Origin of the sequence: Pseudomonas sp. BIC9C (assembly GCF_034541995.1) — a bacterium.
Classification (GTDB): domain Bacteria; phylum Pseudomonadota; class Gammaproteobacteria; order Pseudomonadales; family Pseudomonadaceae; genus Aquipseudomonas; species Aquipseudomonas fluorescens_CC.
This window is the reverse complement of the sequence record NZ_JAWDGM010000008.1, coordinates 75,151-96,318: the sequence shown is the minus strand read 5'-3', so window position 1 is coordinate 96,318 and position 21,168 is coordinate 75,151. Positions and strand designations below refer to the sequence as shown.

General features: G+C 58.4%; 20 protein-coding genes and 1 pseudogene. 11 read left to right on the top strand and 10 right to left on the bottom strand.

Annotated features, from left to right (window positions below):
• Nucleotides 1–120: 120 nt before the first annotated feature.
• Nucleotides 121–411 carry a hypothetical protein gene (locus tag RS887_RS28130; RefSeq protein WP_008017301.1) on the top strand — a complete coding sequence of 97 codons (291 nt, stop codon included), beginning with the start codon at nucleotides 121–123 and terminating at the stop codon, nucleotides 409–411.
• Between the two features lie 198 nt (nucleotides 412–609).
• Nucleotides 610–1,170: a magnesium transporter gene (locus RS887_RS28125; RefSeq protein ID WP_322617948.1), complete on the top strand. Its 561-nt coding sequence runs from the start codon at nucleotides 610–612 to the stop codon at nucleotides 1,168–1,170.
• Between the two features lie 32 nt (nucleotides 1,171–1,202).
• Here the strand turns inward: RS887_RS28125 and RS887_RS28120 are convergent, their stop codons facing one another.
• Genes RS887_RS28120 through RS887_RS28100 form a run of 5 tightly spaced genes read right to left on the bottom strand, consistent with a single transcriptional unit; the run spans nucleotide 1,203 to nucleotide 6,246 of the window.
• Nucleotides 1,203–1,520 (bottom strand): cytochrome C oxidase subunit IV family protein, encoded by a 318-nt coding sequence (locus RS887_RS28120; protein ID WP_008017298.1) that lies wholly within the window; start codon nucleotides 1,518–1,520, stop codon nucleotides 1,203–1,205.
• Nucleotides 1,521–1,533: 13 nt separating this feature from the next.
• Nucleotides 1,534–2,253 (bottom strand): heme-copper oxidase subunit III family protein, encoded by a 720-nt coding sequence (locus tag RS887_RS28115; RefSeq protein WP_322617947.1) that lies wholly within the window; start codon nucleotides 2,251–2,253, stop codon nucleotides 1,534–1,536.
• A gap of 6 nt (nucleotides 2,254–2,259) precedes the next feature.
• Nucleotides 2,260–2,952: a cytochrome c oxidase subunit 3 gene (locus RS887_RS28110; protein ID WP_322617946.1), complete on the bottom strand. Its 693-nt coding sequence runs from the start codon at nucleotides 2,950–2,952 to the stop codon at nucleotides 2,260–2,262.
• A complete protein-coding gene (ctaD, locus tag RS887_RS28105; RefSeq protein WP_322618098.1) occupies nucleotides 2,949–4,724 on the bottom strand; it encodes a cytochrome c oxidase subunit I in 1,776 nt (591 codons plus the stop codon). The genes RS887_RS28110 and ctaD overlap by 4 nt, the downstream gene beginning before the upstream one ends.
• A gap of 49 nt (nucleotides 4,725–4,773) precedes the next feature.
• Nucleotides 4,774–6,246: a cytochrome c oxidase subunit II gene (locus tag RS887_RS28100; RefSeq protein WP_322617945.1), complete on the bottom strand. Its 1,473-nt coding sequence runs from the start codon at nucleotides 6,244–6,246 to the stop codon at nucleotides 4,774–4,776.
• A 316-nt stretch (nucleotides 6,247–6,562) separates the two neighbouring features.
• On the opposite strand from RS887_RS28100, the gene RS887_RS28095 reads away from it, so the two are divergent.
• On the top strand, nucleotides 6,563–6,901 hold the full coding sequence (locus RS887_RS28095; protein WP_322617944.1) for a hypothetical protein: 339 nt from the start codon (nucleotides 6,563–6,565) through the stop codon (nucleotides 6,899–6,901).
• 16 nt (nucleotides 6,902–6,917) lie between these two features.
• On the opposite strand, the gene RS887_RS28090 is transcribed toward RS887_RS28095, so the two are convergent.
• Entirely contained in the window at nucleotides 6,918–7,673 is a 756-nt protein-coding gene (locus RS887_RS28090) for a tetratricopeptide repeat protein (RefSeq protein WP_322617943.1), read from the bottom strand.
• 303 nt (nucleotides 7,674–7,976) lie between these two features.
• Between RS887_RS28090 and RS887_RS28085 the strand changes: the two genes are divergently transcribed.
• The 3 genes from RS887_RS28085 (at nucleotide 7,977) to RS887_RS28075 (ending at nucleotide 12,060) form a co-directional block, all read left to right on the top strand.
• Complete coding sequence (locus RS887_RS28085; protein ID WP_322617942.1) at nucleotides 7,977–8,390, top strand: hypothetical protein; 414 nt, start codon at nucleotides 7,977–7,979, stop codon at nucleotides 8,388–8,390.
• Nucleotides 8,391–8,875: 485 nt separating this feature from the next.
• Entirely contained in the window at nucleotides 8,876–9,625 is a 750-nt protein-coding gene (locus RS887_RS28080) for a protein-L-isoaspartate(D-aspartate) O-methyltransferase (protein WP_416340017.1), read from the top strand.
• A gap of 2 nt (nucleotides 9,626–9,627) precedes the next feature.
• A complete protein-coding gene (locus RS887_RS28075; protein WP_322617940.1) occupies nucleotides 9,628–12,060 on the top strand; it encodes an SAM-dependent methyltransferase in 2,433 nt (810 codons plus the stop codon).
• Nucleotides 12,061–12,730: 670 nt separating this feature from the next.
• On the opposite strand, the gene RS887_RS28070 is transcribed toward RS887_RS28075, so the two are convergent.
• Nucleotides 12,731–13,300: a lipid-binding SYLF domain-containing protein gene (locus tag RS887_RS28070; RefSeq protein WP_322617939.1), complete on the bottom strand. Its 570-nt coding sequence runs from the start codon at nucleotides 13,298–13,300 to the stop codon at nucleotides 12,731–12,733.
• Between the two features lie 481 nt (nucleotides 13,301–13,781).
• Here RS887_RS28070 and RS887_RS28065 point away from each other — a divergent pair.
• Nucleotides 13,782–13,963: pseudogene (locus RS887_RS28065) on the top strand (hypothetical protein).
• 254 nt (nucleotides 13,964–14,217) lie between these two features.
• On the opposite strand, the gene RS887_RS28060 reads toward RS887_RS28065, so the two are convergent.
• Nucleotides 14,218–15,174, bottom strand: a complete 957-nt coding sequence (locus RS887_RS28060; RefSeq protein ID WP_322617938.1) for a GlxA family transcriptional regulator — start codon at nucleotides 15,172–15,174, stop codon at nucleotides 14,218–14,220.
• A gap of 115 nt (nucleotides 15,175–15,289) precedes the next feature.
• Here RS887_RS28060 and RS887_RS28055 point away from each other — a divergent pair, with 115 nt between their 5' ends.
• Both RS887_RS28055 and RS887_RS28050 read left to right on the top strand, forming a co-directional pair.
• Entirely contained in the window at nucleotides 15,290–16,291 is a 1,002-nt protein-coding gene (locus RS887_RS28055; RefSeq protein WP_322617937.1) for an SLAC1 anion channel family protein, read from the top strand.
• Between the two features lie 64 nt (nucleotides 16,292–16,355).
• The gene (locus tag RS887_RS28050) at nucleotides 16,356–16,682 is read left to right on the top strand and encodes a multidrug efflux SMR transporter (protein ID WP_322617936.1); all 327 of its coding nucleotides are present in this window, start codon (nucleotides 16,356–16,358) and stop codon (nucleotides 16,680–16,682) included.
• Between the two features lie 138 nt (nucleotides 16,683–16,820).
• Here the strand turns inward: RS887_RS28050 and RS887_RS28045 are convergent, their stop codons facing one another.
• Both RS887_RS28045 and RS887_RS28040 read right to left on the bottom strand, forming a co-directional pair.
• Nucleotides 16,821–17,288 carry a metallophosphoesterase family protein gene (locus tag RS887_RS28045; protein WP_322617935.1) on the bottom strand — a complete coding sequence of 156 codons (468 nt, stop codon included), beginning with the start codon at nucleotides 17,286–17,288 and terminating at the stop codon, nucleotides 16,821–16,823.
• 76 nt (nucleotides 17,289–17,364) lie between these two features.
• Nucleotides 17,365–18,288 carry a LysR family transcriptional regulator gene (locus RS887_RS28040; RefSeq protein WP_322617934.1) on the bottom strand — a complete coding sequence of 308 codons (924 nt, stop codon included), beginning with the start codon at nucleotides 18,286–18,288 and terminating at the stop codon, nucleotides 17,365–17,367.
• A gap of 136 nt (nucleotides 18,289–18,424) precedes the next feature.
• Between RS887_RS28040 and RS887_RS28035 the strand changes: the two genes are divergently transcribed.
• Nucleotides 18,425–19,480 carry a tartrate dehydrogenase gene (locus tag RS887_RS28035; protein WP_322617933.1) on the top strand — a complete coding sequence of 352 codons (1,056 nt, stop codon included), beginning with the start codon at nucleotides 18,425–18,427 and terminating at the stop codon, nucleotides 19,478–19,480.
• Nucleotides 19,481–19,587: 107 nt separating this feature from the next.
• Nucleotides 19,588–20,943, top strand: coding sequence for a dicarboxylate/amino acid:cation symporter (locus RS887_RS28030; RefSeq protein WP_322617932.1), 1,356 nt, complete (start codon nucleotides 19,588–19,590; stop codon nucleotides 20,941–20,943).
• Nucleotides 20,944–21,168: the final 225 nt, after the last annotated feature.

The following is a 21,168-nucleotide window of genomic DNA, read 5'->3' as shown; positions in this document are numbered from 1 at the left end:
GGCCGGTGGTCGTTGCATTCAGATTGTCGCCGGTGCTTGGCTAAGCTTAATAAATCAGGGCGAACTGAAACCTGAGTGATTGCGACCATCAACAGATCGGTAGTCCCAAAGGAGACGACCATGTATGCGGTTATACGAACCTACCTGGGTGCTGGAGCAAAGGAGCTTTTCAAGCTTTTGGAAGAACGCAATGTCGACATAGACGCTACCCTGCGGACAGTACCTGGCCTGGTCAGCTACACACTATTGAATACGGGAGATGGTGGTACGTCGGTGACTGTTTGCAAGGACAAGGCCGGCAGTGATGCGAGCTCGAAAGTCGCGCGTGAGTGGATTCAGAAAAACACCTCGAATATCCGGGCGAACCCGCCGATCGTAACCGAAGGTCCGGTCATTGTGCAGATCAACTAGCGTGCCCTTGCGGTTGATCTCGCGACACTGGCGGTGTCGCAAGTTGCCGGCCGGTCCGCCTGCCGGCGAGTGCTATACTTCGCTCAGATTGCATGAAGTGTGCAACGTTCCCCTTGGTACAGATACCAACTGCAAAATCCTGGTTAACGGCTGCCGGACAAAGGAGGTCTACAGCAAACTCTAGATCGGAGGTGTGGCATGAATCGACACTATTACATCAGTGACAATCTCAACGAACTTGAAACCGTTGAAAATGAATTGGAAGCCAGCGGCATCAATTCCGAACAGATTCATGTGCTCAGTGAGAAAGTTGCTGATGTTGAACAACATCACCTCCACGAGATCAGCTCGTTAATGGAACAGGATGCTGTTCATTCCGGTGAGATTGGTGCGGTGATAGGTGTACCACTCGCAGCGCTGGTCCTGGGTGGCGCCTATTGGATGGGCTGGACCGAATCCGCCGTAGGCTGGATGCCCTTTATCTTCCTTGCCATTGTTGTTTTTGGTTTCTGCATCTGGGAAGGCGGTTTTTTCGGGTTCCAGGTGCCGAACACTCACTTCCGCAATTTCAGTCAGGCGGTAAAAGAAGGCAAACATATCTTCTTCGTGGATGTTGAACCGAATCAGGAACCGGTCCTGGACCAGGTCATCGGACATCATCCAATGCTGAAAATCGCCGGCACGGGAGCGGCAGCCCCCCACTGGACTGTAGCCTGGCAGCACAAATGGCATCAGTTCAAACGAGTGATATCGGGTTAGTTCCTGGAGACTCAAGGCCATCCGAAAGCTGGTTATTGACCAAAGAAAATGACCCGGCTGAGGAAAACATAATCTGCTTCGGTGGCCATCAGTCCGACGAGCACCAGTAAACACAACGGTGGCACCAATATCGCGTAGACCATGGCCAACCGCTCCCAGGCCATGTGCATGAAGATGGAGACAATCAAACCCGCCTTCAACAACATGAACGTGATAATCAGGAACCACCGAAGGTAGCCATGGAAGTGGAAATAGTCGACAAGGTACGACATCGTGCTGAGGACGAATAACAGTCCCCATATCTTGAGGTACAAACTGATTGGATGTTGCTGACCCTGAGCATGTGCCATCACTCGTGCTCCTCTACCACAAATAGAAGAAAGCAAAAATAAACACCCACACCAAATCCACGAAGTGCCAGTAAAGCCCTGCTATCTCGACGTTCTGATAATTTCCGGAGCGCTCATAATCTCCGCGCAAAACTTTCCGCGCCACGATGCTGAGGTAGAGGGCGCCGATTGACACGTGCAGTCCGTGAAATCCGGTGATCATGAAAAAGCTGGCGCCAAATTGCGCCGCCCCCATGGGGTTCCCCCAGGGGCGCACTCCTTCTGCGATGAGCTTGCTCCATTCAAATGCCTGCATGCTGACGAAGGTCACACCCAAGGCCGCGGTCGCCAGCATCAGGGCCGTGGTTTTCGCGCGATCACGGCGATAGGCGAAGTTGACGGCCATGGCCATGGTGCCGCTGCTGCTGATCAGCACAAAAGTCATGATGGCGATCAGAATAAGCGGGATTTCCCTGCCGCCGATCGTCAAGGCGAACACTTCACTGGGGTTCGGCCAGGCGGTGGTGATGGTCATGCGTACCGACATGTAGCCGGTCAGAAAACAGGTGAAGATGAAAGTATCGCTGAGCAGGAATATCCACATCATCGCCTTGCCCCAGTGGACCTGCTTGAAGGCCTCTTTATCCGAGGCCCAGTCGCTGGCGATGCCCGCCCATCCCGGTGCGGGTGGCGAGCCTGGTGGATTGGCTGAACTGGTCTCGGCTTGGGCGTGGGCTTGCGGGTGCGATGCCATGGTTTTTCACCTCAGGCCGCAGAATCTGGCGATGGCTTCATAGGTTTGCGGCGTGCTGGTCAGCAGCGCGAACAGCACAAACCAGAGACCCAACAAGTAATGCCAATAGATGGCACAGAGCTCTACGCTGGCGCTGAGTTGCGGCAACGGCACATGACGCAGGATTTTAGCGACGGTCCTGGCCCAGGCAATCAACCCACCCAACAGGTGGAAGCCGTGCACACCGGTCAACAGGTAGAAGAAACTGTTGGCCGGATTGCTGGTGACAAAGTAGCCCCAGGCGACAAACTGCTGCCAGACCCAGAGTTGCCCCGCCAGAAAGGCAATGGCAAATCCTCCCCCCAATACAAAACCAATGACCGTTGCGTCCATTCGAGCCCGGCGGGCGGCCATGCGCGACCACTGCAGTGCGATGCAGCTCAATACCAGGAAAGCCGAATTGACCCACAGCTGCCATGGATTGGCCAGCGGCGCCATGGGTTCTGTCAGGGGTAGCCAGTCGACCATTTGCGAGCGGGCGATAAAGGCGAGCAGAAAGAGAAAGAATAACGAACTCACCACTACCAGAAACAAGCGCAGGCCTAGCCTTGCGGTCTGGCTTCCATCGGCACCCTCGCCGGCCTGAATGCCCTCGGGATCGCGATTCCAACTGCCGCCGGGGTCAGCGCCGTCGGCGTTTCTCAATAGCAGTCTGTTCATGTTTTAACGTCCGCTATTCTGGTTCCGGCACCGAGTTGCCGCATTTGCTCCAGTTCCTCGGCGGAGACCGTTTGCGGAACGAAATCCTGTTCTATCCCCGGCACGCTGTAGTCATAGGCCCAGCGATGCACCACCGGCAGCTTCGCTCCCCAGTTACCGTGTACCGGTGGGGTGTCCGGCGTTTGCCATTCCAGGCTGGCCGCGCCCCAGGGATTACTGCCCGCGGGTTTGCCTTTGAATACGCTCCAGGCCAGGTTGAACACAAACAGCAATTGGGAAACGCCGACGGTCAATGCGACCACGGTAATGAAGGCATTCAACTCTTGCGCCGACTGCGGGATGAACGCGTAGTTTTCATAGGCGTAGTAACGGCGCGGCATGCCCTGGAAACCCAGGTAGTGCATGGGGAAGAAGATGGCGTAGGTACCCAGGAAGGTAATCCAGAAATGCAGCTTGCCCAGGATGTCGTTGGTCATGCGCCCGGTTATTTTCGGAAACCAGTGGTAGATGCCGCCGAACACCACCAATACCGGCGCGACGCCCATGACCATATGGAAATGAGCCACGACGAAATAGGTGTCCGAGAGCGGTATATCGACGATCACATTGCCGAGAAACAAGCCGGTCAGTCCGCCGACCAGGAAGGTGACGATAAAGGCCAGGGCAAACAGCATCGGCACGGTCAGATGGATATCGCCGCGCCACAGGGTCAGTACCCAGTTGTAGACTTTCAGCGCGGTCGGCACCGCGATGATCAAGGTGGTGACGGCGAAGAAAAAGCCGAAGTACGGGTTCATTCCGCTGACGTACATATGGTGTGCCCAGACCACAAAACTGAGTACGCCAATCGCAATGATCGCCCACACCATCATTCGATAACCGAAGATATTTTTACGCGCATGGGTGCTGATCAAGTCCGAGACCAGGCCAAACGCCGGGAGCGCAACGATGTACACCTCCGGGTGGCCGAAGAACCAGAACAGGTGCTGGAACAATATCGGGCTGCCACCCTGGTGATCGAGCTGCTGCCCCAGCGAAATCATCGCCGGCATGAAGAAGCTGGTGCCCAATAGCTTGTCGAACAGCATCATGACCGCGCTGACGAACAACGCCGGGAAGGCCAGCAAGGCCATGATCGAGGCCATGAAGATTCCCCATACCGAGAGCGGCATGCGAAACAAGGTCATGCCGTGGGTGCGCGCCTGCAACACCGTGGTGACGTAGTTCAAGCCACCCATGGTGGCGGCGACAATAAAAATCGCCAGTGAGACGAGCATCAGCACGATGCCCCACTCGACCCCCGGTGTCCCCCGGGCAATGGACTGTGGCGGGTAGAGTGTCCAGCCGGAACCTGTGGGTCCGCCAGGGACAAAGAAACTGGAGAGCAACACCACTACCGCCACCAGGTAGAACCAATAGCTGAGCATGTTGACATAGGGGAAGACCATGTCGCGGGCGCCCACCATCAGCGGGATCAGATAATTACCGAAGCCCCCCAGAAACAAGGCCGTCAGCAAGTAAATGACCATGATCATGCCGTGCATGGTCATCGCCTGATAGTAAGTACTGGCATCCATGAACGCCAAACTGCCGGGGAAGCCTATCTGCATGCGCATCAAGTCGGACAACACCACGGCGATAAGCCCCACGAACAGAGCCGTCAAGGAATATTGAATGGCTATGACCTTGTGGTCCTGACTCCAGATATATTTGGTCAGGAAGCTCTTGGGCTCGTGCAGTGCTTCTGTTTCGGCTTGCTCCGCATAGGCCATCACATCATCCTCCTGTCGAAGTTTCAGTGTATTGCTGGCTGCTTTGCGGCTACTTCCCTGGCTCCGCCTTGCTTGCATCAGCGTTGGCATTCGCTTTGGATTTGATAAAAGCGATCAGCGCGTCCAACTCCTTGTCGCTCGGTTTCAAGGCCGGCATGATGGCTGCGTAGCCCTTGACGATTTTGGCAGCGGGATCAAGAACCGATTCTTTCAGATAACCCTCATCGACCTTGACGCTCGTATCGTCGGCAAGGGTTTCGGTCTTGCCATACAGGCCCTGCCAGCTGGGGCCGACGCCCTTGTTGCCATCGACACTGTGGCAGGCCAGACAGCCAAGCGACCCGGCCAGCCGCTGCCCCTGCGCCACCAGGTCCTCACCTGGGCCCGATACTTGGCCAGTAGAAGCTTCATCGCCCTGCCGCGCAGCACCCAGTGATTTGATCAGGGCGACGAGCGCACCCAGTTCATCGTCAGAGAGAGTATAGGCCACCATGACCGGCGGGTAGCCTTGTACCAGGCGGGCCTTCGGATCGAGAATCGACTCTTTCAGGTAGGCCTCGTCGACCTGCACGCTGGAGCCATCGGCCAGCTGTTCAGCGCGGCCGTACAGCGCCTTCCATCCTGGGCCGAGACTGGTACTGCCATCCTGGCTATGGCAGGCACTGCATCCGTATTTTTCGACCAGCAGGCGGCCTTTTTCCACCAGGCCGTCCCGACCGGGCCTGGCGGCCGTCGTTAATGTCTGCGCGAAAGTCGGTTGGCTTTTCAGCCATTGATCGAAGACGCCCTGTTCTTCCACGATCATATGGCCGCGCATGTTGTAATGACCTACGCCGCAATATTCAGCGCAAAGGGTTTCATACTTTCCGGTTTTAGTCGGCGTAAACCAAAAGTACGACACCATCCCTGGCACCATGTCCATCTTGCTGCGAATTTGCGGAACGTAGAAATCGTGCAGAACGTCTTTAGCGCGCAGTAAGACTTTCACCGGCCGATCGAGCGGAAGGTGAACTTCATTATTCATTACAAGCACATCGTCCTGCCCTAGAGGATCTTTGGGATCAAGGCCGAGGGGATTGGATGAATCAACAAACTTGATATCCGATCTGCCCAGCTTTGCGTCCTGACCGGCAAAACGAAAGGCCCACTGCCACTGCTGGGCGACTACTTCAAGTTCGTAGGCATTTTTCGGCACCCGGATGAAATCATCGTAAACAACCAGGCCTGGCGCCAACATCCCGGCAATGCCTATCGAGGTCACGATGATCAACCATAATTCCAGCTTTTTGTTTTCTGGCTGGTAGGCCGCCCGGGCACCTTCCTTGTGACGAAACCGCATCACCGCGACTGCCATGAATACGACGATGGCAATGAAGAATATTCCGCTGATGATCAGGGTGATGAACAGGGTGGTGTCTATGGACCCCCAGTTGGACGCGGCCGGTGTCGCATGCCAGGGCGCGAGTATGTGGAATAGCACTGATGCAATAACGATTAGTATCAGGATAATTGCTATTGCCATTTGCTCTTCATCCTATTCCTGATGTTCATTGGTTATGCAAAAGCATCGCCACTGACATCCAAGCAGGCCAGACAAATACCACCCGTCCGGGCGGTAAAGTCAGTAAGGAGTATAGAGCCATCGGCTTGTACCGCGAGGCTGGCAAGGCAGTTCCGGTTGCCAGCTATACTTGGTTTCTGACAGCGGACGGCAGCGATCGGCCAGAAGCGGCCCCAAAGTGCGAACCCTGCCCTTGTGCAGTCGTCAAACATGAGTGATCGCAATGATCAGGGACGATAGCTAATAGATTCCGGCAACCCACATGGGAGGTTTCGTCATGAGTGCCCTGACGATCGAAGGCTGGTGCAAACCCAGCGGCGCCCCAAAATCCACCCCGATGGGGGAAGTCCATTTCTACGTCGACGGACCTCTCCATGTCCGTCTGGAGGAGGCCGAAGAGCGCTTGCAGCAGACTCACGAGCCTGAAGCCATGGTCGATGTCGACATGGAGACGATGGATTTGAAAATACCCGAGGGATACGCCCCGCTGTCCGACTGTAAAATGCGCGTCTATCTGCACCACGAACGCGGTCAGTTTCACCTGGTGGGGCACCGTGCGAGCGATGGCAGCCTGATCTATACCAACGCGGTGTTGATCGATCAGTTGCTTGAATAGCGGCTCGCCCGCAGCCTCAACCGTGCAACAGAAAGGCTCCCGGCGGAACCCGATGTCGCAGCTTCTTGCAGCGACCGGGTGCCGGCTGATGCCCGGGCGGGCGATCGGGAAACCAGATCCGGCATTTCCCCGGCGGCGGCAAATGGCCACGGGGAATCACAACCTCATCGTACGCGGGCGCTGGCGCGACGGAAGCCATTTGCACTGCTACTTCAGGCTGTGGTCTGTCAGCCGTCGGCGAAATCGATGCCCACGCAGCCTTTACCCGATCAAAAATGCCAGCTTGTTGCCCAGTGTCCGCTGCCGGTTGTTCAACAGGCGCCAACTGTGCATCCTGGATCTGCTCATCCTGCCCCTTCTGTACGGCAACCAGGCCCTCTCTGGCTTGGGGTGGGGTATTCGAAGCCCGGGCCTGCTGGGCCGCCTGGATCAATTGGAAGTTGCGGTTGCGTAACTCGACGTTGCTTCCAACCTGCACGTTCGAGCGCAGCGCCAATGTTTCAGCCTGTTGGTACTGCCCCTGCTGAAGACGCAACACGCCGAGGTAATGCAGCGTCGCGGGATTGTTCGGTTGAATATGCAGGGCACGCTCCAGCGTGGCAGCGGCCTGGTCCAGCTGGCCATTTTCATACTGCCGCGAGGCGGTTTCGATCAGGGTGGTAGACGCGCGGTTACTTTGCGTGGGCGCGCTACGCTCGGCAGCAACGGAACACTGCGACGCGACTGCGCAGAACGCCAAAAGGACACCCGGTAGAAAAATCTTGGTTGGCATCAGGGGACGGACTCGACTGATCTCGGACGGCACTGCCCGAAAACAGGCCACCAGCACTGTTCGCCTTCTGCGGTACAGGGCCCCTATTGACCTGGCCAGTACCCTGAAGTTCCCGCTGTAAAGGCCGTCGCGGCCAATACCTCAAAGGCGCCGAACACTGGGGCCATCGGCTATTTAAACAGCGGCTCTCTAGAACTTTTCCCTATTTATCGGTCTATGTGGATAGGCCCATCCACCCGGCAAGCGCGAACCCGCAGCCAGATGGCCACACGTCCAATTGTCAATCAGAGGTTGTCTTCGTTCATGAAATTCCATGACCCACGGATGGTGCTCTTCGGCCTGTTCGCGCTCGCCGCAGTGGGCTCGGCATCAGCAACACCAATGAAGACCCCAACCCCTGTTCTCGCCCCTGAAGTCGCAGCCGTTCAGGCTCCGGTCAAGGCGGCCGACAACCCTTGGCCGACCTTGGCCAGCATGGCCGGCAAGCAGACAGGAACGTTGCTGGCCCATGACGACCGATACTGGCATGACGGCCGTTGGCACTATCGCAGAGATGATTGGCGCCGAGACGACTGGCGTAGAGATCAATGGCGTAGAGATCAGTGGCGTAGAGAGCAGGCCCGCCGAGAAGCCGAGCGCGATCGTTATTGGGAGCGACACCAGGATCGGGACATGCGATACCGCTACGAGGACGATCGCCGCTACTATCGTCGCTAGTGCCAAGCCACGCCTGCATCACTCATCTTACATACACGGAACGAGTGTTGCCTCGACCGGTGCATTCACAGTCGGTAGCTGTCCTTTAAACAGGCAACTACCGGCCGATTCTGTTGAAAAAGTCGGCCATGGTTTGCGCATCAGAAAAGGACGCGCCCGAGATTGAAATCCTTACTTTTGGCAGAGGCTTCCGGACTCGGATTTCACGTAGCAGCGTGCAAAAAAGGCATTTTCACTAGTCAATGATCAGGCAATTTGGGCAGACCGACTTTTTCAACAGAATCGGCCACTAGCTGACAATCGCATTCACCTTTTTATCACCGCTTGAACTGGCTGGGTGCTATCAGTGCAGTGACGGGTTGCGATATTTTCTCAGGCAGTCGCCGCAGCCTGGTTTGGTCGCCGGAACCCCGACTTGCCGAGTCAGCCCGCCGGCCATACGATTCGACTATTCCTCAGGCGGAGGAGTCATTGTGAAGCCGGTGATGCTCCTGACGCGCATCCTGGCGCCTGCCATCGCTCTGGCGCCTGCCATCGCTCTGGCGCTGGCATCTGCCGGCCTGCATGCCGACGACCCGTTCGCGCCGTTGCGCGACGCCATGGTGCGGGAGATCGCCAACCTGTCGTCCGTCACCCGCGACGACACCGGCAGGGCCGAGTTTTCCGCGCCGGTGATGGCCGCGATGGCCAGGGTGCCACGCCACAGGTTCGTCCCGCCCGACGAGGTGCCCTACGCCTACGAGAACCGGCCGCTGCCGATCGGCTACGGACAGACCATCTCCCAGCCCTACATTGTCGCCCTGATGACCGACCTGGCGCAGGTCGGGCCCGGCGACGTGGTACTCGAGATCGGCACTGGCTCGGGCTACCAGGCGGCGATCCTCGCCGAGCTGGTGCAGGCGGTCTACACGATGGAGATCATCGAGCCGCTGGCTGTGCAGGCCGGGGAGCGCCTGGGCCGGCTGGGATATGCAAAGGTGCAGGCCCGGCTGGGCGATGGCTACCACGGCTGGCCCGAGCACGGGCCTTACGACGCCATTCTCGTCACCGCCGCCGCCAGCCATGTGCCGCCGCCACTGATCGCCCAACTCAAGGCCGGCGGGCGGATGGTAATCCCGGTCGGCGCGCCGTTCATGGTCCAGTACCTGCTGCTGATCGAGAAGGCCGGTGATGGCAGTGTGTCCACCCGGCAGGTGCTGCCTGTGAGCTTCGTGCCGCTGGTCGGAGGCGGTTGAACATGCATTCGCCGCCGTTGCTCGCCCTGGCGCTGCTGTCTGCCTCCGTGCTCGGCTATGAGGTGCTGCTGCTGCGTCTGCTTTCGATCATCCAGTGGCATCATTTTGCCTACATGATGATCAGCGTCGCGCTGCTCGGCTACGGCGCTGCCGGCACCGCCGTGGCGCTGGCACGGCCTGTGCTGGCGCCGCGCTTCCACGGCGTGTTCATCGGCGGCGCTGTACTGTTCGGGCTGAGCGCCATCGCCTGCTTCAGCCTGGCCCAGCAGGTTCCGTTCAATCCCCTCGAGATCCTCTGGGACGCGCGGCAGCCGGCGCGCCTGCTGCTGATCTACCTGCTGCTGTTCGTGCCGTTCTTCTGCGCGGCGGTGTGCATCTGCCTGACCTTCACCTGCTTTCAGGAACAGATTCACCGGATCTACGCTTTCGACATTCTCGGCGCCGGCGTGGGCAGCCTGGCGATCGTCGCCGCGCTGTTCGCCCTGACGCCCGTTGATGCGCTGCGGCTGCTGGGTGGCACCGGCATCGCCGCCGGGGCGCTGGCCGGCATGGCTTGTACCGGGCGCAGGCACTGGCTCGTGCCGTTGCTGCTGGCGGCGGCGGTCGCAGTGCCCGCCGGCGTGCCCGGGCGCTGGATCGCCCTGTCGCCCTCCGAGTACAAGGAACTGAGCCAGACGCTGCGTATCAAGGATGCGCGCGCAATCGCCCAGACCTGGAGTCCGCTGGGCCTGCTCACGGTCGTCGACAGCCCGACCATTCCCCTGCGCCACGCGCCGGGCCTGAGCCTCAACGCGACTCAGGAACCGCCCGTGCAACTGGCCATCTTCACCGACGGCGACGGCCTTTCCGTGCTGAACCGCTATGACGGGCGCCGCGAGCCGCTCGCCTACCTGGACTACCTGACCTCGGCTTTGCCCTATCACCTGCTGCGGCAACCCCGTGTACTGGTGCTGGGCAGCGGCGCCGGCGCCGATGTGCTGCAGGCGATCTACCACGGCGCCAGCGCGGTGGATGCCATCGAACTGAACCCGCAGGTGATCGATCTGGTCCAGCGCCGCTTCGCCGACTTCTCCGGCAAGCCGTACAGCGGGCCCAACGTCCGTGTGCTGATCGGCGAGGCGCGCGGCCTGGTGGCTTCGCGCAGCGAGCCTTACGACCTGATCCAGATCGCCCTGCTGGACTCCTTCGGCACCGCCTCGGGCGGCCTGCATGCGTTGTCCGAGAACTACCTGTACACGGTGGAGGCCATCACCGAGTACCTGCGCCATCTCGCGCCGGGCGGCCTGCTGGCCATCACCCGCTGGGTCACCCTGCCGCCGCGCGATATTCCCAGGCTGCTGGCCACCGCGGCCGTGGCCATCGAGCGTGACGGGCAGGCCAGCGCGGCGCGCCGCATCGTCATGATCCGCGGCTGGAAGACCGCGACGCTGCTGGTCAGCAACAGGGATTTCGACGACGCCGGCATCGCCGTGCTGCGGGAGTTCTGCCGGGCGCGCTCCTTCGACCTGGCCTACTACCCCGGGATGACCGTGACCGAGGCGAACCGCTACAACCTGCTCGACCGGCCCTGGTTCTTCGACGCGGCGCAGGCCCTGCTGTCCGGCGAGCGCGCGGAGTTCCTGGCGCGCTACAAGTTCGACGTGCGTCCGACCACGGATGATCGGCCGTATTTCTTCCACTTCTTCAAGTGGCGCTCGCTGCCGGAACTGCTGGCGCTGAAGGCGCAGGGCGGCCTGTCAATGCTGGAGTGGGGCTATCCGGTGCTGATCGCCACGCTGCTGCAGTCCGGCGTGGCCGCCGTGCTGCTGATCCTGGCGCCGCTATGGGTGGCGCGGCGGCGCCAGCGGCGGTCTCGAAATGCGGCTTTGGCCAGGTTCGAACTTCGGGTCGTGTCCTACTTCGCAACCATCGGCTTCGCCTTCATGTTCGTGGAAATCGCCTTCATCCAGAAGTTCACCCTGTTCCTCAGCCACCCGTTGTATTCGGTGGCGGTAACGCTCAGCGCGTTCCTGATCTTCGCTGGCCTCGGCAGCCATTACTCCGGCCGGCGGCGGGCGGGCAGTGGAACGGGTGTGGGGCCCCGTCATCCGCTGGCGCGTCCGGTCCTGGCGATCTGCGCGATCGTCCTGCTCTACCTGATCGTCCTGCCCCCGTTGTTCCAGTTGCTGGCGCCGGTGCAGACCCTCGCCAGGTTCGGCATCTGCGCCGCGCTGGTAGCGCCGCTGGCGTTCGCCATGGGCATGCCGTTTCCGCTCGGACTCGGGCGCGTCTCCGCGTGCGCCGAAGCACTGGTGCCGATCGCCTGGGGCGTCAACGCCAGCGTATCGGTGGTGGCGGCCGTGCTGGCGACCCTGCTGGCGATCCACCTGGGTTTCACCGTGGTGTTGCAGCTGGCGTTGCTGCTGTATCTCGCGGCGGCGGTCATGTTTCCCTGATCGCGGCGGTTCGGAGCGAAACGTCAACAGCCCCTGGTGAGACGAATGGCCTGTTGGAACGCCGCTTGCCGCAGTTCACACGTTTCGCCGTGTCGATCAGCGAAGGTGACGCCTTTCCTGCTTCGAAGCTAAACATTTAAAATGTGGACGTGTGCGTCATGCCAAAGATGAGAGGTTCCGTGCCGCAAGCAATTGGTTTTGGCCGACGCAGTCGAGTCGTAAGAGGTGGCTTTCATCCCATAGCTGCCGGTGTTGACCGGTTGAATCCACAGTCGATTTGCGCCTTTGCAGACGTCATCTAGACTTTTCACCAGCTAATGGAGCAGCGCCGTTCGTTGTGAGTCCCGAGGCCCGCCCATGCGGGCTTTTTCATTTCGGCCAAAAGCGGTTAGCCGGATTACCTGTTTGGGATTGGCTTTTGGCTGCCGTCACCGTCAACTTGGGATCGATTACAGCCCTTCGCCGAGGGTGGATGTGACATTTAATTATTACGGCATCACGGGGAAACACGGGGTTGTAGCCAGCTTGTGAATGCCGTCAAACCCTCGCAATTCCCCGAACTACCCCCGACCCGCCCCGAAAGATTGGCCCAAGAATTGGCCCAGCCATCCCCGGTGCTCAGCCGAACCAACACCCTCCCAAAAATCAGCTCGGTGCATAGCCGACGGTCTCAGCGACTGAGCTTGCTAATCTTTGAACCCTGCAATCCCACCCCAGCCATTAAGCCCTTTTGATCAAAGATGAACGCATAGATATCAGACTGAATCGTTGACGTAGTCAGCGACTTGGCCACGCCTGCATCTTCGACCACGATGCTTGGGCCCACGCCAACCTCAAACCCACTGCCAGTTTTCAGATCTTTCAGCGCAGAATCACTCATGAAGAACATCACGTACCCAAACCTCTGCACGCCTGCCTGAAGGCCGTATGAGGCTGCTGTAGTCGAGTAGTACCCCGTGACTTTGCCGTTCTCGATCAATTCGCCTTTGCCATGGTGTGCGCCGGCGATGAACCCCGCTTTCACCACATCCGGGAAAACGAGGATACCCTTGGCTCGCTGCGCCAGGGCGCGCGATTTCGGTGTATTGGTGTACAAACTCTGTAACGCCGCTTTCGCTTCCTGGTCCATCGCAGCGTCCACAGCCTTTGTACCAGAGGCGGAAGTTGATTGATCCATTTGGCAGCCCGCAGTGATTGCGAGAATTGAAATCATTGCCATCATTCGAAGGTATTTGACCATGAGAAATACTCCGTTTCTGCACTTGCCGTTGAGGAGCCTGAGTGACGACAGTCGCTGCGGATCAAAGACTGACGGGGCTGACCTTTATTGTGTCGCTACTCACAGACAATAAGACTTTAATCCTGATACGTGATTGGTCAAATACTATGCAGATGCATGTTCAAATCAGCTCAATAGCGGTGTTGCACTCAGCTCCTGCAACCGCCAGGCCTCCTTTCCTCGAAAGTCCGTTCAATCCAAGACAACTGAAATTTACCTTCCTCCGGCGTCCTGCCGACCGAACACAATCCATCTTTCGCAGTAGTGAACCATCAAAAAATCGCTGGTAGTCTCGCCGCCACGTTCGCTCGACATTAAGGGATGTAGGCGAAAATAGAAGCCCCGGGGCCGCGAACCTACGGGGCTTTGCTTTTTCTGTCTGGTGCTACGCTGACCTCATACCCGAGGAACTGCTAAGCCAAGTTCTGACCTACTCCCTTCCCTGCTTTTCAAAATCAACGAAAACCAGCTTGCCCTTGAGGCTGCAATTCTTGAACTCTCCGACTGGGTCGAGCAACGCGGGTCAGCTGAGGTCGCCGAAAACGTGCGCGACGCCCTGGAAGCAATTGACCGCAATGAAGAGTTCATCAGATGACGCTCGCGGTGTTGATGGCGCCGGAGTGACTGCACCCGGCCGATTCTGTTGAAAAAGTCGGTCTGCCCAAACTGCCTGATCATTGACTGGTGAAAACGCCTTTTTTGCACGCTGCTACGTGAAATCCGAGTCCGGAAGCCTCTGCCAAAAGTAAAGATTTCAATCTCGGACGCGTACTTTTCTGATGCCCAAACCATTGCCGACTTTTTCAACAGAATCGGCCAGGAGCGGTCATCAGGCACCGAAGTGCCTGATGACGTTTTGACGATGACCCCCTTCCCCGTCACCCAGTTGAAAACCGCTTGCGATAATCACTCGGCCCCACCCCGAGACGCCGCATGAACGCCCTTCTGAACCCATCAATGTTTGCATAGCCGACGGTATCGGCCAAGCGCTTGAGTGATACGTCCGACTCCTCAATCAGCCGTCTGGCCGCATCGATGCGGGCCAGTTCGACAAACTCGGCCGGCGTCGAACCGGCTTCGGCCTTGAACGTACGGGCAAAGTTGCGTTCGCTCATGCCGGCGCGTGCGGCCAGGATGGGTACGCTCAAATCGGCCTTCAGGTGCTGCACGACATACTCCTGCACATCCCTGATCACACTCCGCTCGGCGGTTTGCGCTGCCAGTTGCGCGCTGAACTGTGATTGTCCGCCAGGTCGCTTGAAGAACATCACCATTTCACGGGCAACGCTGAGCGCCAGCTCCCTACCGTGATCCTCTTCGACAAGCGCCAGGGCCAGGTCCATGCCGGCGGTGACGCCCGCCGAGGTGTAGAGGTTGCCGTCCTTGATGAAAATGCTATCGGGATCGACGTGGGCCTGGGGATGTTCCCTTGCGAGTTTCGCGCTGGAATTCCAGTGAGTGGTAACACGGCGCCCGTCGAGCAAGCCCGCAGCAGCCAACAGGAAGGCACCGCTGCAGACCGAACCGATACGGCGCACTGATTTCGCCTGTTGTCGCAGCCATTCCTGCAATGCGGGGTTCAGGGCAATCTCGTCGATGTGCGGGCTGCCGGCCACGAGCAACGTGTCAATCCGGCCTTTATAGGTTTCGAAGGTCTCGTCGATGCCGAGCTTCAGACCGCTTGAGCCTTTGATCATCCCTTTGTCGGTCCCGATGACTTCGACCCGGTAGGCGCGTGGATTGCCAAGTTGTCTGGCCGCCTCGGCGAAGACGTCAGCCGGACCGACCACATCCAGCAGCTGCACGCGGGGGAATGCCAGGAGGGTTATGCGCATGATGTCTGTCCTCGTCGAATCATTGGCTGAATACGTCGGAAGCGTACTATTTCAGCCAGCGACTGTTTGGCTGAAAATAGCTCTAACAGCAAATTCAGTCAAACGGGAGACACCCATGAACACTGCATACACCCCCAACGTCGCTGCAGCTCAATCAGTATCGACCAGCAAGACGTCCATCAAGAACCTGCCCATCAATCTGTTCGGTTCAGTCATGGGCCTGGCCGGCCTGGGCCTCGCCTGGCGCTTGAGTGCTCAGCATTACGGCGTCGGAGGCCTGCTGGGTGAAGCGATTGGCGCATTTGCCGGTCTGGTATTCGTGTTGCTGACGCTGGGCTACCTCAGCAAGTGGGTGAAGCATCCCGAAGCGGTACGGGCCGAATTCAACCATCCGGTCGCCAGCAATTTTTTCGGCACCGTCACCATCGCCCTGCTGCTGCTTTCCGCAGTGGCAGCGCCCCACAGCCAACTGCTTGGACAGGCACTCTGGATACTGGGCAGCGTATTGACCGTGTTGCTTGCCGGCCTGGTGGTTTCGCGCCTGTTGTCGGGCAGTCACGATCAACTCAATGCCGTACCCGCCTGGCTGATTCCGGGCGTTGCCACCCTCGATATCGCGGTAACCGGTGCGCACATGCCCATGGCCTGGGCTGCGGAGTTCAACCTGTTTGCGCTTGCCGTGGGTGCGGTGCTGGCACTGGTTTTCTTTACCCGGATCTTTTCGCGGTTGGTGCATCAGGCCGCTCTGGCCAAAGGCATGGTGCCTTCACTGATGGTCTTGATTGCACCGTTTGAAGTCGGTTTCCTGGCGTACACCAACGTGTTCGGCGAGATCGACCGATTTGCCAGCATGTTGTTCTACTTCGGCCTGTTCCTGTTCGTGGTACTGAGCTTCAAAGTGTTCCGTCGCGATGTGCCTTTTGCCCCTTCGTGGTGGGCAATCAGCTTTCCCATCGCGGCCCTGAGCAATGCTGCGCTGAAGTATGCCCATGCCCAGGACAGCACGTTGCTGACGGCCATCGCGGCAGTGATCTTGCTGTTCCTCACTGTGGCCCTGTTTGTGTTGACCGTGAAAACCCTGGCCAGTCTGTTCAGCGGCAAACTGTTGGCGAACTGACGTTTACCTCCCTTTGGCGAGCCTTGACCGGCTCGCTTTTTTTTGCCAACACAGGTCTTGTCGAATGACTTACACCACATCCTGGTTACTGCTGATTGTCGCCGGCTTCCTGGAAATCGCCTTTGCGGTTGGATTGAAATCCGCAAATGGCCTGGATCGGCCCTGCATCCTGGCCGGCACCTTAGTGGTATTGGCCAGCAGTTTGTACTTGTTGACGATGGCATTGCGGGTCCTGCCCGTGGGCACCGCCTATGCGGTCTGGACCGGTATCGGCGCTGCCGGTACAGCCATCGTCGGCATGTATTGGCTCGGTGACGGGGTTTCGCTTTGGCGGTTGTTCTGGGTCGGCTTGATTCTGCTGAGCGTCACCGGGCTGCGCTGGGCAGCCTAGACACCAGAGTACGACGTACCTATAAACCTTGAGAGATTAGCCAAACGGGAGGCCAGATCACTGGTTTTTCATACGTAATCTGATTTGTGTTTTTTAAACGCTGGCTGCGCTGATTCAAATCACGAAGGGTTCAACCCATTACGGGGCTGACTCCAACAGGTCAATCAACCGGGGCTCAATTGAAGTCGCCGATACCTCAAGCAGCGCCAGCGTCACCGGGAGCTTGAAGCGTCGTCGCCCCGCGCTGCCGGGATTGAGAAACAATCGTTCCCCGCGCCACTCGATGCGTGGCTTGTGGGAGTGGCCAGTGATCACCAGCTGTACGCCTGTCTCCAGTTCGACCGGGACATCGGCAATGTCATGCACCAACAACGCCTGCCAACCGTTGAGGTCGAAACGCAGAAAATCAGGGAGATGTTCTGCCCATGCCAGGTCTTGATCATTGTTCCCGCGCACGACGTGCAGGGGCGCAATAGAGGCCAGTCGGTCAAGGACTACCGGGGCACCGATGTCGCCGGCATGAATGATTCGCTCGCACCCCTGCAGGGCGGCAAACGCTTCGGGACGCAGCAAGCCGTGGGTATCGGAAATCACGCCAACTTTCATGCAAGCTCCAGGACACATTCAGGAATCTGCCACAGTATCCAGCACACCTGCCAAAGCGTCTCCTCGCTGATCCTGCTCAGTCGTACGCAGGTTCTGTTTCGTCCAGGTGATCAATGTGCTTGAAGCGCTCAACCAGAAAATCGATCAGGCTGCGCACTCGCGCCGACAGGTGTAACTGTTGCGGGTAGACCGCGAAAACATCGGCGCGAGTTGGTGTCTGGTCCTCCAGCACTAATCGCAAGCGGCCACTGCGCACATAGCGGGCGATATCCCATTCTGCCCGCAGAAGAATACCGTGGCCTTCCAACGCCCAGTTCAGGGCCACTTCTCCGTCATTGCAGCCCAATGCGCCACGGACTTTGATGTTTTGTGTACGCCCACCGTTAGTAAAGCTCCACACCCCGTAAGGCGTTTCGTTCTGCCGCAGAAAGATGCAGTTGTGTTGCTGTAAATCCGTGAGGCGTTGCGGCACGCCGTGTTTTTCCAGGTACAGCGGTGAGGCGCATAACAATCGGCGATTGGACGCGATCTTGCGTGCATGGAAGGCAGCGTCCGGCAGCGTACCGAAACGAATGCCCAGATCAAACCCGTGCGTCGTCAGGTCAAGGGGGTGATCGCTGATTTCCAGCTGCACTTCCACCTCCGGGTACTGTGCGAAAAACGCGCCCAGCGCCGGGCCGATGTAACGGCGACCAAACCCCAGCGATGCGTTGACCCGTATCAGGCCTTTAGGCGTAGCCCGACTGCTGCTGATCAACTGCTCGACCTCATCTATCTGCGTCAGGATGCGAGCGGCATGGGAGAAAAGCAGTTCGCCCTCTGAAGTCAGGCTCATTGAACGTGTGGTGCGATTGACCAGGCGGATGCCCAATCGAGCCTCCAGCGAGGAGAGACGCTTGCTCACCGCCGGCGGTGTGATGCCCAGTTCCCGCGCCGTGGCAGCGAGGCTGCCTTTATTGGCCAGGAGGTAGAAAAATGACAAATCCAGAGTCTGGCTCATTCGTAACTCAAAGTTATTTATGTAGTGATTCTGAGTAACTCACACCTATTTGTTCACTACATATACTCCGCTCACACCCTGATTGAACAGCCCGTTCGACAGGCAAAACAAGAACGTTACGAGAGTGGAGTTGACCATGAGCGCATACAAGATTGCAGCGGTTCCAGGTGATGGCATCGGTGTTGAAGTGATCGCCGCAGGCGTCGAGGTGCTGCAAGCCCTGTCGAAGAAATCCGGCTTCGAACTGGATTTCAAACACTTCGACTGGAATTCGGATAACTACCTGAAAAACGGTTACTACATTCCTGAAGGGGGTCTGGAAGAACTGAAAACCTTCGACGCGATTTTCTTCGGTGCCGTGGGAGCCCTCAACGTACCGGATCACATTTCCCTGTGGGGCCTGCGCCTGCCGATCTGCCAGGGCTTCGATCAATACGCCAACGTGCGTCCGGCGCGCGTGCTGCCTGGGGTGAAAAGCCCACTGCTCAACGGTGACCAGATCGACTGGGTGGTGGTGCGAGAAAACTCCGAAGGCGAGTACTCCGGCAACGGCGGTCGTGTGCACCGGGGCCTGCCGGAAGAGGTTGCCACTGAAGTGTCGGTATTCACCCGTGCAGGGGTTGAGCGCATTCACCGGTTTGCCTTCGAACTGGCGCAAAGCCGCCCGCGCAAACACCTGACGATGGTCACCAAGTCCAACGCCCAGCGTCACGGCATGGTGTTGTGGGACGAGATCTTCTACGAAGTGGCCAAGGACTTCCCGGACGTGAAGATCGACAAGGAGCTGGTGGACGCCGTGACCACGCGCATGGTGCTCAAACCCTCGACCCTGGACGTGATCGTCGCCACCAACCTGCACGCTGACATTCTGTCCGATCTGGCCGCTGCGTTGTCCGGCAGTCTGGGCATCGCGCCGACCGCCAACCTGAACCCGTCGCGCAAATTCCCCTCGATGTTCGAACCGATCCACGGCTCGGCTTTCGACATCACCGGTAAAGGTGTAGCCAACCCGATTGCAACCTTCTGGACGGCGGCAATGATGCTCGAACACCTGGGCGAAGCCGCTGCGGCCAAACAGCTGATGTCAGCCATCGAAGCCGTGACCGAAAGCGGTCTGCATACCCCTGATCTGGGCGGTACGGCTACCACCCGCCAGATCACGGATGCGGTCATCGCGTTGATCAACCGCTGATGTTTTTCAGCGATTCAAAGTAGTACTGCGGCACAACGCCAAGGGGCAGATCACTGGATCCGACTCCTTGGCATTTCCTGACAACAATAAAAAATCAGGGCCCTGTCATGAAAAGAATATTCGGCAAACTCTACGTACAAGTGCTCATCGCGGTCATCCTCGGCGCCATTGTCGGAGTGTTCGTTCCTGAAACCGGAGCTGCGCTCAAACCCTTGGGCGACGCCTTCATCAAACTGATCAAAATGCTCCTCGCACCGGTGATCTTCCTGACCGTAGTCACAGGGATCGCCCGCATGGAAAACATGAAGGAACTGGGCCGGGTCGGCTTTCGCGCCTTGCTGTATTTCGAAGTGGTGTCGACGCTGGCGCTGGTGGTCGGACTGGTGGTGGTCGATGTGTTCAAACCCGGCGCGGGCATGAACATCGATGTCGCCACCCTCGACACTTCCAGCCTGGCTACCTACACCTCCGCGGTGAAACATGCCTCGTTCATGGACTTTGTCATGAACATCATTCCCGATACCATTGTCGATGCCTTCGCCAAGGGCAATGTCCTGCAAATCCTGTTGTTCTCCATACTGCTGGGCATCGCCCTGGCCCACGTCGGTCCGCGCGGCAAAGCATTTGTCGACACCCTGGACAGCCTGATGCAGGGCATGTTCCGCATCGTCAACATGGTCATGCGCCTGGCCCCGATCGGCGCATTCGGCGCCATCGCATTCACCATCGGCAAATACGGTTTTGGCTCGCTGTTCTCGCTTGGCAAGCTGATGGCTTGTGTGTACCTGACCTGCGCCGTATTCGTGATCTTCGTGCTCGGGCCGATCTGTCGCTACAGCGGTTTCAGCCTGTGGAAGTTCCTCAAGTTCATCAAGGAAGAACTGTTCACCGTGCTGGGCACCAGCTCCTCGGAATCGGTGCTGCCGCAGATGATTTCCAAGATGGAAAAGGCTGGCGTGTCCAAACCCGTCGCGGGGATGATCATTCCCTCCGGCTTGACCTTCAACCCGGACGGACAGGCGATCTACTACACCATCGCCGCGATTTTCATTGCCCAGGCGACCAACACGCCACTGACCCTGACCGATCAATTGATCGTGCTGGCGGTGCTGATGTTCACCTCCAAGGGCTCGGCGGGTGTCACCGGTTCCGGCTTCATCATTCTGGCGGCCACGCTGTCATCCCTCGGCACCATTCCGGTGGCGGGCATGGTCCTGCTGCTGGGTGTCGACCGCTTCATGTCGGAAGCCCGTGCAATCACCAATACCATTGGCAACGGTGTCGGCACCATGGCGATTGCCAAATGGGTCGGGGCGCTGGACACGGTTAAAATGCACAAGGCGCTCAATGGCGAGGTAGAAGAACAGAAGCCTGAAGTTGTACAGGTGGATGCTGTCCATACCCCTTCATCAGTGACGGGCAGTCCCTTGCTGCCCAGTCTTGAAAAGGCCACTCGGGCGTAAGCATGTGGCACGGAACGCAGCGATGTTTTCCTGGCATGGACAGGATCACCATCGCCCTTGTTACAAGAAGTCCCCGGCAATGCCAAATGAATTGTCGCTGATTTCCTGGAGGCTACCGAATGCCTGTTTCTGGCCGATTGTGTTGAAAAAGTCGGATTTTCAGCTCGCCTGAACTCAGGCTCGGCCACCTCTGGAGAACCTATTCACCACGTTGCGTGGTTTTTC

Bases quoted from the DNA above. Each gene is read 5' to 3' on its own strand.
- RS887_RS28085 (WP_322617942.1), top strand. From the start codon at position 7,977: ATGAAATTCCATGACCCACGGATGGTGCTCTTCGGCCTGTTCGCGCTC.
- RS887_RS28100 (WP_322617945.1), bottom strand. From the start codon at position 6,246: ATGGCAATAGCAATTATCCTGATACTAATCGTTATTGCATCAGTGCTA.
- RS887_RS28070 (WP_322617939.1), bottom strand. From the start codon at position 13,300: ATGGTCAAATACCTTCGAATGATGGCAATGATTTCAATTCTCGCAATC.
- RS887_RS28090 (WP_322617943.1), bottom strand. From the start codon at position 7,673: ATGCCAACCAAGATTTTTCTACCGGGTGTCCTTTTGGCGTTCTGCGCA.
- RS887_RS28030 (WP_322617932.1), top strand. From the start codon at position 19,588: ATGAAAAGAATATTCGGCAAACTCTACGTACAAGTGCTCATCGCGGTC.
- RS887_RS28075 (WP_322617940.1), top strand. From the start codon at position 9,628: ATGCATTCGCCGCCGTTGCTCGCCCTGGCGCTGCTGTCTGCCTCCGTG.
- RS887_RS28050 (WP_322617936.1), top strand. From the start codon at position 16,356: ATGACTTACACCACATCCTGGTTACTGCTGATTGTCGCCGGCTTCCTG.
- RS887_RS28045 (WP_322617935.1), bottom strand. From the start codon at position 17,288: ATGAAAGTTGGCGTGATTTCCGATACCCACGGCTTGCTGCGTCCCGAA.
- RS887_RS28040 (WP_322617934.1), bottom strand. From the start codon at position 18,288: ATGAGCCAGACTCTGGATTTGTCATTTTTCTACCTCCTGGCCAATAAA.
- RS887_RS28125 (WP_322617948.1), top strand. From the start codon at position 610: ATGAATCGACACTATTACATCAGTGACAATCTCAACGAACTTGAAACC.
- RS887_RS28055 (WP_322617937.1), top strand. From the start codon at position 15,290: ATGAACACTGCATACACCCCCAACGTCGCTGCAGCTCAATCAGTATCG.
- RS887_RS28060 (WP_322617938.1), bottom strand. From the start codon at position 15,174: ATGCGCATAACCCTCCTGGCATTCCCCCGCGTGCAGCTGCTGGATGTG.
- RS887_RS28080 (WP_416340017.1), top strand. From the start codon at position 8,876: ATGCTCCTGACGCGCATCCTGGCGCCTGCCATCGCTCTGGCGCCTGCC.
- RS887_RS28110 (WP_322617946.1), bottom strand. From the start codon at position 2,952: ATGAACAGACTGCTATTGAGAAACGCCGACGGCGCTGACCCCGGCGGC.
- RS887_RS28095 (WP_322617944.1), top strand. From the start codon at position 6,563: ATGAGTGCCCTGACGATCGAAGGCTGGTGCAAACCCAGCGGCGCCCCA.
- RS887_RS28035 (WP_322617933.1), top strand. From the start codon at position 18,425: ATGAGCGCATACAAGATTGCAGCGGTTCCAGGTGATGGCATCGGTGTT.
- RS887_RS28130 (WP_008017301.1), top strand. From the start codon at position 121: ATGTATGCGGTTATACGAACCTACCTGGGTGCTGGAGCAAAGGAGCTT.
- RS887_RS28115 (WP_322617947.1), bottom strand. From the start codon at position 2,253: ATGGCATCGCACCCGCAAGCCCACGCCCAAGCCGAGACCAGTTCAGCC.
- ctaD (WP_322618098.1), bottom strand. From the start codon at position 4,724: ATGGCCTATGCGGAGCAAGCCGAAACAGAAGCACTGCACGAGCCCAAG.
- RS887_RS28120 (WP_008017298.1), bottom strand. From the start codon at position 1,520: ATGGCACATGCTCAGGGTCAGCAACATCCAATCAGTTTGTACCTCAAG.